Genomic DNA, 14,874 nt, shown 5'->3' on the forward strand with positions numbered 1-14,874 from the left:
ATTTGAACAGGGCAAGGAGTACGCGATGGCTGATTCAAGCAAGAAAATGGGCCTGATGGGGCTCACCACGCTGGTCACGGTCAACATGATGGGGTCAGGCATCATCATGCTGCCCACCAACATGGCCCAACTGGGTGCAGTCTCGCTGTTGTCATGGATTTTCACGGCGATCGGCTCGATGGCCATTGCCTATTGTTTCGCCCAGTGCGGGGTGTTCTGCTCGCGTTCCGGCGGCTTGTCCGCGTACACCGAAGAAGCCCATGCGAAGTCGGGGTTCTTCCTCTGCTCCTACCTGTACTTCCTGTCCCTGGCCATCGCCAACGTCGCAGTCGCGATCTCGGCGGTAGGCTACATGAGCACCTTCCTGCCGTGGCTGAGCAGTGGCGCCATCCCGCTATTCGTCGGCACGGTCGGGCTGATCTGGATCACCATCATCGCCAACTTCGGCGGCCCGAGCATCACCGGCAAGATCGGTGCATTCACCGTGTGGGGCGTGATCATTCCGGTGGCAGGCCTGAGCATCATCGGCTGGTTCTGGTTCGACTCCAAAGTGCTGGAAGCCGCGTGGAACCCCAACAACCTGGCCATCTCCGAAGCCATCGGCAAGGCGATTCCCCTGACCCTGTGGGCCTTCCTCGGCATGGAGTCAGCGGCCCAGGCCACCGATGCGGTGGAAAATCCCAAGCGCAACGTACCGCTGGCCTGCCTGTTCGGCACCCTGGGCGCAGCCGCGGTGTACGTACTGTCGACCACCGTTATCCAAGGCATCATTCCCAACGCCGAACTGGCCACTTCCTCGGCACCTTTCGCGTTGGTTTACGCCAAGATATTCAGCCCGATGGTGGGTAACATCGTCATGGCGCTGGCGGTCATGGCTTGCATCGGCTCGCTGCTGGGCTGGCAGTTCACCCTGGCCCAAACCGCCAAGATGACCGCCGACCAGAACCTGTTCCTCAAATTGTTCAGCAAGGTCAACGCCAGCGATGCGCCCGTCATCGGCATGATCGTCTGCGGTGTGTTGCAGACCGTCATGGCCTTGTCGACCATCTCGCCCGATGCCGCTGCGCAGTTCAGCAAACTGGTGAGCCTGGCGGCAGTGACCAACCTGATCCCTTACATCACAGCGCTGACCGGCCTGCTGGTGATCATGCACAAGGCCCAGGTGAGTCCTGGCGTGTACACACGCAACCTGGTGGTTTTACTGATTGCGGTGGCTTACTCGTTGTATGCCCTGTTTGCCTGCGGCAAGGATGCGGTGATGGGCGGCACACTGGTGCTTGCCTTTGGTTACCTGCTCTACGGCTTCCTCGCCAAGCGTTTCGTCGACGTACCGCCCGCCGCTCAAGCCAGGACCGGCAATGTTTAGGCATGGCAATCACGACTGCACAGACCTCTGTACACGGGGAAACCGGATATGAACGCACCCTTCGCAAAAACCACTCGCCTGCTGTTCGCCTTGGTGTTCACCGCGCTGCCGATCGTGGCGAGTGCCAACACCCTGGAGCGCGTACGCACCAGCAATACTTTCACCCTGGGTTACGTGCCGGACCTGGCGCCCTTCAGCGTTCAGCAAGGCGACAAAGCCAGCGGTTATGGCATCGACCTGTGCCTGAAGATCGCCGACAAACTCAAGACTGAACTCAACCTGCCCAACCTGCAGGTGCGTTACCAACCCGTGACGGTTTCCGAAGAAACCAGCGCGGTGAAACTGGGCACGGTCGACATCCTCTGCACGCCGACCCCGCCCACCCTCGAACGGCGCAAAACCATCAGCTACTCGATTCCGGTGTATACCGCCGGCCTCTCGGTTCTGGTGCGCAAGGATGCCGCCGAACCCCTGCTCAATGCACTGAACGGCAAAGAGGCCAATCCAGGCCCGACCTGGCGCGCAACGATCAACCGAGGCCTGTCCAACCAGACCTACGCCACCATCGAGGGCGGCGTGACCGAGGACTGGATTCGCGAACGGATGCGCATGCTCGGCGTGATCGCTTCCCTGGTGACCGTCGCCAACACCGACGAAGGCGCCAAACTGGTGGCCGCGCGCAAGGCTGATGCCTTCTTTGCCGAGCGCATGTTGCTGAAAAACCAGGTCGCCAAAGGCGATGCCAACAACGACCTGATGGTCCTGGACCGCATCTTCGAGTACACCCCGGTGGCGATGATCGTCGAGCGTGGAGACGAAGACTTCCGCCTCCTGGTCGACATGGCCCTGAGCGAGGCTTATCACTCCGGCGCCATCGAGCAGGAGTACGACAAGTACCTGGGCGGGATCAACGAAACCATGAAAAAGCTGTTCCGGGCCTACGCATTGCCTTGAGGATCAAGGGCTACAGAAATCCTGCGTGAAGCTGGCACACGGATGTGCCAGGCGACGTTTGATGGACGCTTCACTCGCTCAAGGATCCTTCGGTTCTTGCGCCCGCGCTGTAAACCATTTGTCCCTGGGCACCCACTTCTCTGCTGGCGGATCACTCAGATAGTGAGGCGACATGATCTGCACGCCGTACTCGTTGAACACCTCCTGAATGTTCGCGTGCAGCATGCTGAGCAGCACTGCACGCGGGCGTGGCCGACTCGGAATGCCCTGCGCCACCAGCCGATACTCGGGATAGAAGTCCGACAGCAAGGTCCGGGTGTACGTCAGGATCAATCCCGCCGCCGCTTGCCCGACCACACTCGAAACGCCCGGTGAAATCATCCCACCGATCAACACCGAACAACCGTTAAATGCATCTGTGCCTCGCCCCCGGCAGATAGGGGGTAAGCCATCGCCAACGCAAACAGCCAGATCGCCAGGGAGTTGTCAGATATCGAGGTTGCGGGCTACACGTCGATGACCCGCGACAGCCGGTTGAAAAAGACCGACTGCGCGGGAGATCTGAAGATGGGGGTCAGAAGTTGGTGTCGCGGCCCTTCCCTGTTGCCTGGAAGTGGCGCGGGCCGAAGGACCGCGACGACTGGAGCGGGGTCTTTAATACTCGTCTTCCACTGGCGGCCGATCTTCCACCCACTGCCAGAACAGCTGATAACCGACCGCAAGCACCACAGGCCCGATGAACAAACCGAGGATGCCACTGGTGACCATGCCGCCCAGCGCACCGATCAGCACCACCGGCATCGGCACATCCACGCCACGGCCCAATAGCAACGGTTTGAGCACGTTGTCCACCAACCCGGCAACGAAGACGAACACCGAGAAAATGATGGTTGTGGTATTGGCGCCTTCGGTGGCGAGCACATAGGCAATCACCGGCACCGTAATCAAAGTCGCCGGCAGCTGCATGATGCCCAGCAGCAACACCGCCAATGCCAGCAGCCCGGCACCTGGCACGCCCTTGAAGACAAAGCCCAGGCCCACCAACAGCATCTGAATGAACGCGATACCGACCACGCCAAGTGCCACCGCACGAATCGTTGCGGTACACAACGTGGCGATTTGCGGGCCTTTATCCGGACCGCTGATTCGCGACGCAATCCGCACGGCAGCATTACTGCCGGCCTTGCCATAGGCCATGAAGATCCCGGCGATGATCAGCGCAATGATAAACATGAGAAAACCCATGCCGACGCCGGCCAGTTTGCCCAGCAGGCCCAGGCTCACGTCCTTGATTTGCGGTATGTACTTGGCAGTCAGGCCTGGAAGGTCAGTCGACGCCTGAAGCCACAGGGCTGAAAGCGGTTTGCCTATCAATGGCCATTGCGCGACGGCGTCGCTGGGTGGAGGAATCTGGATGCCTTCACTCTTGACGGCCGCCATGGCGCTTTCGACCGAATCGGCAATCGAGACCCCGAGCAAGTAGATCGGCACCATGAGGATCGCAATCGCCACCAGCACGATCACCGTGGCGGCGCGTCCTTCTTTTTGCCCCAGCGGCCCCATGAGCCGTTCTTGCAAAGGGTAAAGGGTAATTGCGAGGATAACCGACCACAGCATAAGGTCGCGGAAGGGGCGGAAGATCTCGAAGCAGAACAGCACCAGAACCACAATCAGTCCGGCACGGATCAGCACATCAAGCATCCCGCGGGACAACGCTTTCAGTGAGAGCGAAGTGGGCACCATGGAAGTCTCCTGACTTAACGCTGTGGGTTTGAGGAATCCGTTAGCCCAGCATAGACGCTCATTACACAACGTAAAGGATCAACGCAGCTTCTGTGGATCCACCGTAATGGCCGGTCGAACCCGCGCGTTTCCCTGTAGGGGCTGTCGAGTGCAACGAGCTGCGATCTTTTGATTCTGGCTTGCCCCTATATCAAGGAAAATGGCGGAAGGTAGCCGGAGTCGAACCTGCCCGGGAACGGATGCCGTCCCCAACCGGGTTTGAAGCCCGGCCGCGCCACCGGGCGCGATTACCTTCCTTGAATCAGTGTCCGGCTTCCCGGGCCAGGGCATTGTCCGGGCGGATCTGGCGTCGATCGCCAAAACGCCGGGTCAGGCCGAGCCGGTCGAAGTATTCAAGTATCTGGATGCTGCGCTTGCGCCCCAGGCCCACCGCGTCGCGAAATGCCGAAACCTGGATCACCGGGTTGTCCTCGGCCAGTTGCAACAGCATAGCCGCCAAACGCCGGATCATCGCGTCGGTGTAAAACAGGTCGCGGACCACTTGATGCAACAGCCCCAACCGGGCCATTTTGCGCAGCAGCAAGCGAACCCTGGTTTCGTCATGGCCCAGTTCGCGCACCCACGGTGGATCGAAACCGGCCCCGTCGAACAATGGCTGCAACTGTTGCCAGAGCGTTTCATCTTCTTCACTCAAGCGCACTTGATGGTCAGGCAGATGCAGCCACGGTCCGCTGCTGGTGATGCTGCGGTCGGCCAGCAGTTCGTCGAGCAGACTGACGAAGGTCGGGCGGTCGAGGGCGGTGCCGGTGAAGCGACGCAGACGATCACGGTCCGGGCCCATTTGGTCCGGCTCCAGTTCATGAAAGCGTGCAAGGTGTTCGAGCAAATCCGTTTTCAGGGCCTGCCATCGGGCCTCACTGAACAACAACGGTCCTTGCCGCGTCTCGATCCATCGCACGTCATCGGGCAAGGTCCAGAGGGCGCGCGGGCGGTTGAACTGGCGCTCAAGCCGTTGGGGATCGAGGCCTGTATCGCTGTTGACCAGCAACACTGGCAGTACGTCTTCCAGGCAATCGCGCGTCGCCAACGCTTGTAGCTGCGCCAATCGCTCGGGGCTGCGTCGCTGGCGGGACGGTGCGAACGGGTCGAGCACCCGTCCACCACCGAGGGTGCGTTGTGCGCTCTGGTCACGCAGGATCAGCGGATCACCCTTCACTGCCTGCACCGGTGCATTCAGCAAGATCTGAGCGAACATCCTCTCACCCGGCGCGAGGCTGGAGCCCTCCAGCAAGGCCACGCGTCCGGTCAGGTCTTGCGTGCCAATATGCACATGCACCGGTTGGAAATGCTCGAAGGCGCGTTGCTCGCCGCTCAGCAAACGCAGATCAATGTCCAGACGCTGGGTCGGTGCATACAACCACTGCGCCGACAGCCACTGACCGCGATGAATCTGCTCCAGTGCCAAGCGTTCGGCACTGATGTTCAACGCAACGCGCTGCCCGGCCATGGCGACCTCGGCGGCTTGATTCTGCGCGTGCAGACCCCGCACCCTTACGGGTTTGCCGAGGGGACCGAGCATCAACGTATCGCCCACCGCCACTTGACCGGACAACGCCGTACCGGTGACCACAATACCCGCTCCCGCCACGCTGAACGCCCGATCAATCGCCAGGCGAAAACCACCGTCGAGGCTGCGTTGAGCGACGTCGCGCTGCGCGGTGATCAAGGTCTGGCGCAGGGTGTCGATGCCCTGCCCGGTGACGCTCGACAGCGCAATCAACGGCGCATCGGCATACGGTCCGGGCGCCAACAAGGATTCGATTTGCTCGCGCACCCGTTGCACCCGGCTCGCTTCGACCCGGTCGCACTTGCTGATTGCCACCAGTGCCCGAGGGATACCCAGCAGTTCGACAATGGCCAGGTGTTCGCGGGTCTGCGGCATCACGCCGTCATCGGCGGCCACCACCAGCAGCACCAGATCAATGCCCTGTGCCCCGGCGAGCATGTTGTGGGTGAAGCGCTCGTGGCCGGGCACGTCGATAAAACCAGTGAGGCCCGCGCCCGGTTCCAGCTCGGCATAAAGGTAACCGAGGTCGATGGTCATGCCCCGTTCGCGCTCTTCCCGGCGCCGATCACCGGCCTGACCGGTCAAGGCCTGGAGCAACGCGGTCTTGCCGTGGTCGATGTGCCCTGCGGTGCCGACGATCACCCTAAATCTCCAATTGATCGAGTTGCGCCAGCCACGCGGGCTCATCGTCCAGTTGCCGCAAGTCTAGCCACAAGGCGTCGTCATCGATGCGCCCGAGCACTGCAATCGGCAAGGCACGCAATGCTTCTTCGAGCCCGTGCAAACATCTTCCGCGCAAGCGTTTGGACGTTTGCGGCCGCAGGCATAACGCGGCACTGGGCAAACGCGCCACCGGTTGGCTGCCGCTTCCGATCATGCCCAGCGCCGGTTCCGCGCTGACGCCCCAGGCGTCGCCCAGCACCCGCGCCAGTGACGGTTGCAGGCGCTCAGCCTGGGCCAGGATATCCGCTTGAGGCCGGGTCAGCAGACGCAAACTGGGCAGACGTTCTGCCAGGCGATCGGGGTTGCGGTAAAGACCAAGTACGGCTTCGAGGGCGGCCAACGTCAGTTTGTCGACCCGCAGTGCGCGTTTAAGCGGGTTCTTCTTGATCCGTGTGATCAAGTCTTTGCGACCGACAATCAGCCCGGCCTGCGGGCCACCGAGCAGTTTGTCGCCGCTGAAGGTGACGATGTCGGCGCCATCGAGCAGTGCCTGGCGCACCGTCGGTTCGGCCGGCAACCCCCAGCGAGTGAGGTCCAACAGACTGCCGCTGCCGAGGTCTTCCAGCAGCGGCAAGCCATGCTGGTGCGCCAGTTGCGCCAGCTCTGCGGTAGGCACGCTGGTGGTGAAGCCCTGAATGTTGTAGTTGCTCGCATGCACGCGCATGAGCAAACCACTGCGCGGCCCGATGGCGGCTTCGTAGTCGCGGGCGTGGGTGCGGTTGGTGGTGCCGACTTCGTGCAGCTTTACCCCGGCGCGGGCCATGATGTCGGGAATGCGAAACGCACCGCCGATTTCGATCAGCTCGCCCCGGGAAATGATGCCTTCCTTGCGCGCGCCGAGGCTGTTGAGGGTCAGCAACACGGCGGCGGCATTGTTGTTGACCACGGTCACCGCTTCGGCGCCGGTCAGCTCGCGGATCAGCCCCTCGATCAGATCGTCGCGGTCACCACGCTTGCCGCTGTGCAGGTCGAATTCCAGATTCAGCGGATAGCGCGCGGCCATTTGCACCGCTTCAATCGCTTCCTCAGGCAACAGCGCCCGCCCAAGATTGGTGTGCAGCACGGTACCGGTGAGGTTGAACACCCGGCGTACGTGACTGCGATGTTGGGTGGAGAGGCGTTCCCCCGCCCTGCCCGCCAACACTTCCGGGGCGAGTTCAACGGCGTTGAGTTGCCCGGCCTGAACCGGTTCGCGCAAGTCATCGAGCAACTGCCGCAGGCTGGCAAGTAAGGCATCGCGCCCATAGCGTTCGGCCAGCGGTTGGCAGGCCGGGTGGCGCAGCAAACTATCGATGGAGGGCAGACGCAAGTTTTCACTGGTGGATCGGGCGGACATCAGGCGCTCCCGCAAAGGTTGACCGCCTGAGTGTAGACGTTCGCGTCAGTCGCCCCCGGGTGCCAGCAACAGATTGGGCGCCGGGCGCTGAAAGCCTTCCTGCTCCAGCCGCATGTCGAGCATCAGGCTGCTCAGGTCGGCGGACAACGCTTCGCCCTCGGCGTCGCACTCCAGGTAAATCTGCTTCAGATAACTCATGCAGCCCGGACAGGTTTCCGCGCGCAATGGTGCCTTGTCGGCCGCATGACGGTCGCTGTCGAAGCTGACGTATTGCAGGCCTTTGCTCTGCTCGCAATACACGCACTTGACCCGCACCACATGCCATTCGCAGGCACACAGGGAACAGACCAGATAGCGCAAGCCGTTGTACTTGCCGCGATGGCGAATGACACCGGCCATGGCGGGTGATCCGCAAGCCGGGCATTGATGGAGGCTGTTGCCGGGTTTCAAGGCCAGGTTCGGCGTACTCAATAACCAATGGCTCCAGGCTGTCTGTAACGCAGCGCCGAGAAACGGCACCAGCGCCGGCGGCAGCAAGGCGTATTGACCGCTGACCAGCGCCAGTGCCCAGGTTTTGGCCTGCCCGTCGCTGGCACTGCGCAACGTCGCGACAGCCTTCTCTACGGCAGGTTGTGGAGGTAACCGAAAGTTTGGCAACAGCGCATGCAGAAACGCCAACCAGCCGTCCTCACGCACCAGGCTGTCGGCGGCAAAGGGTGGCAAACCGTGATCGAGGCACAATTGGATGCGTTGCGGGTCCGGTGCAGCGGCGGGCGGCGGATCGTCGAGCAAACGCTGTTGCGCGTGGCACAACCCGGCGACCAGCTGCAGGTAATCGGCCAAGGGATGCCCTTCGGCCAAGCGTTCCAAACGCAGCGCCCGCAGAGTGAACAGGTTGTGCGGCGCAAGGTGCAGAAACGGCGGTGAAGTCGCCGCCGCTTCGATCTGTCCTGGCTCCAGAATGGTGGCCAAATCGTTATCCTTTTTTGCTCAACGGAGGGTCGCGACGCGGACGCTCGTCGCGCGTCACCTCGCGGTACCACAGTTCATGGTGTTTCTTCGCCCAGGCGCGGCTGACCCAGCCATGCATCATTGCGCTGACTGAACCCTTGATCCAGATACCAGCATAGATGTGCACGATGATGCTCAGGATCAGCACAAAACCGGCCAGCGCATGCAGCAACATCGCCCAGCGGATCGTGGTGATGCCGAAGTAGTCGCTGAAATACGCACGCCAGATCACCAGACCGGTGAACAGCAGCCCCAGCATGCACAGCAGTAAAGTCCAGAACAGCAACTTCTGCCCCGGGTTGTACTTGCCAACCGGTGGCACCCCCTCCTCCTGGTTTTTCATCACCCGGTCGATACGCCGCAGCCACAAGCGATCATTGGCGATGAAGTAGTTGGCGCGCCAGAAACGGAACACCAGCCCGAGGAAAAACACGAACATCAGTACGCCCATGAACGGGTGCAGGATGCGCGTCCAAGGCCCGCCGCCGAACAGGTTGCTCAGCCAGAACAGCGCCGGATGAAACAGCGCCAATCCGGACAGCCCCGCCATGAAAAACAGGATCGCCACCAGCCAGTGATTGGTGCGCTGGTTGGCGGTGTAGCGAAGGATCTGTTTACGGATCATGGCCTGTCCTCCCGCTTCGGATCATAGGTGTGCACCGACGGATCGACTTCATGCACCGATGGATCGTTGAGCGGTGGCAGTTCATCCTCCTCGACGATCTGCGGCCCGACGCGCACGTAGTGGAAGAATCCGGCCAGCACCGCCAGGCCCATGGCCAACAAGCCCAAGGGTTTGCTCACGCCTTTCCACAGTTCAACCAGCGGGCTGATGGTCGGGTCGATCGGCAATCCGGCGTACAGCTTCGGCGTATCGGCATGGTGCAGCACGTACATCACGTGGGTGCCGCCGACGCCAGCGGGGTCATACAAACCGGCATTGTCGAAGCCACGGCTTTTGAGGTCGACGATGCGTTCGGCGGCGTGTTCCTTCATGTCTTCCTTGGAGCCAAACACGATCGCCCCGGTCGGACAGGTTTTCACGCAGGCCGGTTCCAGCCCCACCGCCACCCGGTCCGAACACAGCGTGCACTTGTAGGCCTTGTGATCCTTCTGCGAAATGCGCGGAATGTTGAACGGGCAACCGGTGATGCAGTAACCGCAGCCGATGCAGTGGTCCTGGTTGAAATCGACGATGCCGTTGGCGTGCTTGATGATCGCGCCGGGGCTGGGGCACGCCGCCAGACATCCGGGCTCGGCGCAGTGCATGCAGCCGTCCTTGCGGATCAGCCATTCCAAGTTGCCGGCATCGGTTTCATGCTCGGTGAAGCGCATCAGGGTCCAGGTTTCGGCCGTGAGGTCTTGCGGGTTGTCGTAGGTGCCGTGGTTGTGGCCGACCTCGTCGCGCAGCTCGTTCCATTCCGAGCAGGCGACCTGGCAGGCCTTGCAACCAATGCATTTGGTGGTGTCGATCAGCTTGGCGACTTCCTCCTGATTACGCACCGAGGACGGCACGGTGGTGGTGGCCGAGCGGGCAATGATGTCTTGGCTGGCCATTTAGATTTTCTCCACGTTGACCAGGAATGACTTGGATTCCGGGGTCTGTGTGTTGCCATCGCCGAGGAACGGCACCAGGGTGTTGGTCAGGTAACCGTGACGCGTGAGACCGGTGAAGCCCCAGTGCAACGGGATGCCGATCTGGTGCACCACCTGATTGTTGACCTGCAACGGCCGAATCCGCTTGGTCACCACCGCCACCGCTTCGATATGCCCGCGCTTGCAACTGACGCGCACACGGTCACCGGCGACGATGCCTTTTTCCCTGGCCAGCACTTCGCCGATCTCGACGAATTGCTCGGGTTGGGTGATCGCGTTGAGCTTGCAGTGCTTGCTCCAGAAGTGGAAATGCTCGGTCAGCCGGTAGCTGGTGGCGGCATACGGGTAGTCCTTGGCCACGCCGAGGGTATCCCACACCGAATCAAAGATCCGCGCCGCCGGGTTGCTGGTGGCTTTCTTGTTGTCCGGGTGCAGCGGGTTGATGCCGATGGGCGTCTCGAACGGCTCGTAGTGTTCGGGGAACGGGCCTTCGTTCATCTTGTCGACGGCGAAGAACCGCGCCACGCCTTCGGGGTTCATGATGAACGGATTCATCCCGGCTTCCGGCGGCACGTCGGCCTTATAGTCGGGCACATCGGTGCCGCCCCAGGCTTTGCCGTTCCACCACACCAGGCGTTTTTTCTCGTCCCACGGTTTGCCTTGCGGGTCGGCCGAGGCGCGGTTGTAGAGAATCCGCCGGTTCGCCGGCCACGCCCAGGCCCAGCCCTGATGCTGGTGCATGCCAAACGGATCGTTGTTGTCGCGGCGGGCCATCTGATTGCCGACTTCGGTCCAGCTACCGCAGAAAATCCAGCAACCGGAAGCCGTGCTGCCGTCGTCCTTGAGCTGACCGAACCCGGCCAGTTGCGCATTGGCCTTGATCAGCGCGCCGGTGGCGTCGGTGAAGTCGGCGGTGGCGTTGCCGTTGATTTCCTTGGCCAGCTCTTCCGGTGAAGGTTCATCGGCGATTTTGTACGGCCACGACAGTTTGAGGAGCGGTTCTGCATAGGCGCCGCCGTTGGCCTGATAGCGTTGGCGCAGGCGCAGGAACAGTTCGCTCATGATCCGCACGTCAGTGCGCGCTTCACCAGGACCGTCGGCGCCTTTCCAGTGCCATTGCAGCCAGCGACTGCTGTTGACCAGCGAACCGTCCTCTTCGGCGAAACACGTGGTGGGCAGGCGAATGACTTCGGTCTGGATATCAGCGCTGTTGACGTCGTTGTACGGCCCGACCTTTTGCCAGAACTCCGAGGTCTCGGTGGCCAGCGGGTCCATCACCACCAGCCATTTGAGCTTGGCCAGCGCCGCCATCACCCGGTTCTTGTCAGGCAACGCGGCGATCGGATTGAAGCCTTGGCACATGTAGCCGTTGACCTTGCCCTGGCCCATCAGGTCGAACACTTTGAGGATGTCGTAGTTAGGAATGTCGAGTTTTGGCAAATGGTCGTAGCACCAATTGTTCTCGACCGTGGCATTGGCCCCGTACCAGGCTTTCATCAGGCTGACGTGGAATTTGCTGTAGTTCTGCCAATAGGAAAGCTGCCCCGGACGCAGCGGTTTCTGCGTGCGTTTGACGATGTAGGCGTTGTAATCCTGCTCGGCATCGCCCGGTAGCGTCAGATAGCCCGGCAATGAGTTGGACAACAGACCCAAGTCGGTCAGCCCCTGGATGTTGGAGTGCCCGCGCAAGGCGTTAACGCCGCCGCCGGGCATGCCGACGTTGCCCAGCAACAGTTGCACCATCGCCGCACTGCGGATGATTTGCGAACCAATCGAGTGCTGGGTCCAACCGAGGGCATAGAGAATCGTCATGGTCTTGCCCGGAACCGAGCAGGTGGCGATTTCGTCCCAGATTTTCTGCATGGCATCGACCGGCATGCCGCAAATCTGGCTGGCCAGTTCGATGTTGTAGCGGCTGTAATGCTGCTTCATCAATTGATAGACGCAGCGCGGATCTTGCAGGCTCGGGTCGGTTTTGACGAAACCGTCCTCGCCCATTTCATAACCCCAGCCGGACTTGTCGGTATACGCGCGTTTGGCCACGTCGTAGCCGCTGAAGATCCCGTCCTCGAAGCCATAGCCGGCTTTGACGATGAAGGACACGTCGGTGTAGTTGCGCACGTATTCGTGCTGGATCTTGTCTTGGGTCAGCAGGTAATTGATCAGCCCGCCCATGAAGGCGATGTCGGTGCCGGTGCGAATCGGTGCGTAGTAGTCGGCCACCGAAGCGGTCCGGGTAAAACGCGGGTCGACCACGATCAGGCGCGCCTTGTTGTGCGCCTTGGCTTCGGTCACCCATTTGAAGCCGCACGGGTGCGCTTCTGCTGCGTTGCCGCCCATCACCAGAACCAGATTCGCGTTGGCGATATCGGTCCAGTGGTTGGTCATGGCACCACGGCCGTACGTCGGGGCAAGACTTGCCACCGTCGGGCCGTGTCAGACACGCGCCTGGTTATCAAACCCCAGCATGCCGAGACTGCGAATGACCTTGTGGGTGATGTAACCCGCTTCGTTGGACGCCGCCGATGCCGCGAGGAAACCGGTGGTCAGCCAGCGGTTCACCGTTTGGCCCTGTGCGTTTTTCTCTATGAAGTTGGCGTCGCGGTCGGCCTTCATCAGGTCGGCGATGCGATCCAGCGCTTCATCCCAGGAAACACGCGTCCATTCGGTACTGCCGGGCTTGCGTACCTGCGGGTATTGCAGGCGGCCGGGGCTGTGAATGAAGTCCAGCAGGCCCGCGCCTTTGGGGCAAAGGGTGCCGCGGTTGACCGGGTGGTCGGCGTCACCTTCGATGTGGATGATGCTTTGCGCAACGTTCTTCGCTGTGTCGCCCTGGCTGTACATGATCAACCCACAGCCGACCGAGCAGTACGGGCAGGTGTTGCGGGTTTCATGGGTGTGGGCAAGCTTGAAGTGGCGCACCTGCTCGGCGAAGGCTGGCGTCGGGGCCATGCCCAACGCGCCCAGGCTAGAGCCTGCAAGGCCGATACCAGCGACCTTGAAGAACTGACGACGGTTGAGGTCCATCGTTCACTCCTGATCAGGTGGAAACCCGGTACTTTTGCCGGATTTTCTGGACAGTCACGGTGGCGGCAGACGGGCTGCCGACACTTCAACTCTAGTCAAGGCTGTCGAAACCGCGATGAAACCCGACCGTCGGGCATTCACGAGACCTGTAGGAGCTGCCGCAGGCTGCGATCTTTTGATCTTGCGTTTTTTAAGATCAAAAGATCGCAGCCTCGTTTCACTCGACAGCTCCTACAGGTCCTAAAAGTGTTTCGTAAACCCGGCTCGCTCCCACAGGTTCTGGGGATTATCATGGCCGGCATGATTAACCCGACTTCAAGAGACCGCGCATGACTTTCGATTTTGATCAGGTGTTCGATCGCCACAACACCGGCAGCACCAAATGGAGCCGCTACCCGGCCGATGTGTTGCCGATGTGGGTCGCCGACATGGATTTCGCCGCGCCACCGATGATCATCCAGGCGCTGCAAAAACGCCTGGAACACCCTATGGTCGGCTACAGCGTGGCCCCGGACGATCTGCGCGAGGCCATCGTCGCCGACCTGTGGAACAAGTACGCCTGGCGTGTCGAACCGCAAGAGCTGATCTTCCTGCCGGGGGTCGAGTCAGGTTTCAACATGGCCCTCAAAGCGCTGGTACAGCCACAACAGAATGTCGTGGTCCAGGTGCCGAACTACCCGCCGTTGCGCCATGCGCCGGGCCACTGGGGGCTGAACAAGGTTGAACTGAGTTTTGACGCTCAAGCGGACGGCACTTACGCCACCCCATTGGCGACCTTGAGCCAGTCGCTGCAAGGTGGCGGTGCCCTGCTATTGAGCAACCCGCACAACCCGTTGGGCAAAACGTTCCCGCGCGAAGAGCTGCAAGCCATCGCCGACATCTGCGTGGAGCATGACGCCTGGATCATCTCCGACGAAATCCATGCCGAATTGTGCTTTGACGGTCGCCAGCACATTCCGATGGCCACCCTGAGCCCACAAGTCGCCCAGCGCACCATCACGCTGATGTCGGCCAGCAAGGCCTACAACATCGCCGGGCTGAAAACCTCGTTCATGATCATTCAGGACCGCCACCTGCGCGAGCGGGTCAACCACGCCCGTTGCGGCATGGTCGACAGCGTCAACCCGCTGGGCTTGGAAGCCACCCGCGTTGCCTACAGTGAGGCGGCGCCGTGGCTGAACGAGCTCAAGGCCTACCTGCAAGGCAACCGTGATTACTTGGTCGATGCGGTGCGCAACCGCTTGCCGGGTATCACCATGAACGTGCCGCAAAGCACCTACCTGGCGTGGCTCGATTGCTCGGCGTTGGGGCTGGACAACCCGCAGCAGTTCTTCCTGGAACAAGCCAAAGTCGGGTTGAGCGCGGGCCTGGATTTCGGCGATGAGTGCCGCCAATTCGTACGCCTGAACTTCGGCTGCCCGCGTTCGTTGCTGGAAGAAGGGATTGCGCGGATGGAGCGCAGTTTGCGTCACCTCAAAGCCTGACACCGCTCCCCCTGTAGGAGCTGGCTTGCTAGCGATGGCGATCATTGGGTCGACATTGATTTTGCCT

10 protein-coding genes, 1 tRNA gene and 1 pseudogene are annotated in these 14,874 nt (G+C 61.3%); 3 read left to right on the forward strand and 9 right to left on the reverse strand.

Annotation, left to right across the window (positions count from 1 at the left end; all coding sequences use genetic code 11):
- Positions 1-25 precede the first annotated feature (25 nt).
- Positions 26-1,366 carry a putrescine-ornithine antiporter gene (potE, locus tag KGB21_RS10145; protein ID WP_223505025.1) on the forward strand — a complete coding sequence of 447 codons (1,341 nt, stop codon included), beginning with the start codon at positions 26-28 and terminating at the stop codon, positions 1,364-1,366.
- Between the two features lie 48 nt (positions 1,367-1,414).
- Positions 1,415-2,320 (forward strand): amino acid ABC transporter substrate-binding protein, encoded by a 906-nt coding sequence (locus KGB21_RS10150; protein ID WP_223505026.1) that lies wholly within the window; start codon positions 1,415-1,417, stop codon positions 2,318-2,320.
- 78 nt (positions 2,321-2,398) lie between these two features.
- Here the strand turns inward: KGB21_RS10150 and KGB21_RS10155 are convergent.
- From KGB21_RS10155 to fdnG, 9 genes and pseudogenes are all read right to left on the reverse strand, one after another.
- Positions 2,399-2,802: pseudogene (locus tag KGB21_RS10155) on the reverse strand (hypothetical protein); the annotation flags it as partial.
- A gap of 172 nt (positions 2,803-2,974) precedes the next feature.
- Positions 2,975-4,063 carry an AI-2E family transporter gene (locus tag KGB21_RS10160; protein WP_223505027.1) on the reverse strand — a complete coding sequence of 363 codons (1,089 nt, stop codon included), beginning with the start codon at positions 4,061-4,063 and terminating at the stop codon, positions 2,975-2,977.
- Between the two features lie 200 nt (positions 4,064-4,263).
- Positions 4,264-4,359: transfer RNA gene (locus KGB21_RS10165), tRNA-Sec, on the reverse strand.
- Between the two features lie 5 nt (positions 4,360-4,364).
- Positions 4,365-6,272, reverse strand: a complete 1,908-nt coding sequence (selB, locus tag KGB21_RS10170; protein WP_223505028.1) for a selenocysteine-specific translation elongation factor — start codon at positions 6,270-6,272, stop codon at positions 4,365-4,367.
- Position 6,273: 1 nt separating this feature from the next.
- A complete protein-coding gene (gene selA / locus KGB21_RS10175; RefSeq protein WP_223505029.1) occupies positions 6,274-7,689 on the reverse strand; it encodes an L-seryl-tRNA(Sec) selenium transferase in 1,416 nt (471 codons plus the stop codon).
- Positions 7,690-7,734: 45 nt separating this feature from the next.
- Positions 7,735-8,661, reverse strand: a complete 927-nt coding sequence (gene fdhE / locus KGB21_RS10180) for a formate dehydrogenase accessory protein FdhE (protein ID WP_034148802.1) — start codon at positions 8,659-8,661, stop codon at positions 7,735-7,737.
- 4 nt (positions 8,662-8,665) lie between these two features.
- Complete coding sequence (locus KGB21_RS10185) at positions 8,666-9,325, reverse strand: formate dehydrogenase subunit gamma (protein WP_223505030.1); 660 nt, start codon at positions 9,323-9,325, stop codon at positions 8,666-8,668.
- The gene (gene fdxH / locus KGB21_RS10190) at positions 9,322-10,257 is read right to left on the reverse strand and encodes a formate dehydrogenase subunit beta (protein ID WP_034148804.1); all 936 of its coding nucleotides are present in this window, start codon (positions 10,255-10,257) and stop codon (positions 9,322-9,324) included. Before fdxH ends, KGB21_RS10185 begins: the two co-directional genes overlap by 4 nt.
- On the reverse strand, positions 10,258-13,323 hold the full coding sequence (fdnG, locus tag KGB21_RS10195; protein ID WP_223505031.1) for a formate dehydrogenase-N subunit alpha: 3,066 nt from the start codon (positions 13,321-13,323) through the stop codon (positions 10,258-10,260).
- 329 nt (positions 13,324-13,652) lie between these two features.
- On the opposite strand from fdnG, the gene KGB21_RS10200 reads away from it, so the two are divergent.
- A complete protein-coding gene (locus KGB21_RS10200) occupies positions 13,653-14,807 on the forward strand; it encodes a MalY/PatB family protein (RefSeq protein ID WP_223505032.1) in 1,155 nt (384 codons plus the stop codon).
- Positions 14,808-14,874 lie beyond the last annotated feature (67 nt).

Source organism: Pseudomonas sp. GL-RE-29, assembly GCF_019947275.1.
GTDB lineage: Bacteria > Pseudomonadota > Gammaproteobacteria > Pseudomonadales > Pseudomonadaceae > Aquipseudomonas > Aquipseudomonas fluorescens_A.

Coding starts and splice junctions, on each gene's coding strand:
- KGB21_RS10185 (WP_223505030.1), bottom strand. CDS start 9,325: ATGATCCGTAAACAGATCCTTCGCTACACCGCCAACCAGCGCACCAAT.
- KGB21_RS10200 (WP_223505032.1), top strand. CDS start 13,653: ATGACTTTCGATTTTGATCAGGTGTTCGATCGCCACAACACCGGCAGC.
- KGB21_RS10150 (WP_223505026.1), top strand. CDS start 1,415: ATGAACGCACCCTTCGCAAAAACCACTCGCCTGCTGTTCGCCTTGGTG.
- potE (WP_223505025.1), top strand. CDS start 26: ATGGCTGATTCAAGCAAGAAAATGGGCCTGATGGGGCTCACCACGCTG.
- fdxH (WP_034148804.1), bottom strand. CDS start 10,257: ATGGCCAGCCAAGACATCATTGCCCGCTCGGCCACCACCACCGTGCCG.
- selA (WP_223505029.1), bottom strand. CDS start 7,689: ATGTCCGCCCGATCCACCAGTGAAAACTTGCGTCTGCCCTCCATCGAT.
- KGB21_RS10160 (WP_223505027.1), bottom strand. CDS start 4,063: ATGGTGCCCACTTCGCTCTCACTGAAAGCGTTGTCCCGCGGGATGCTT.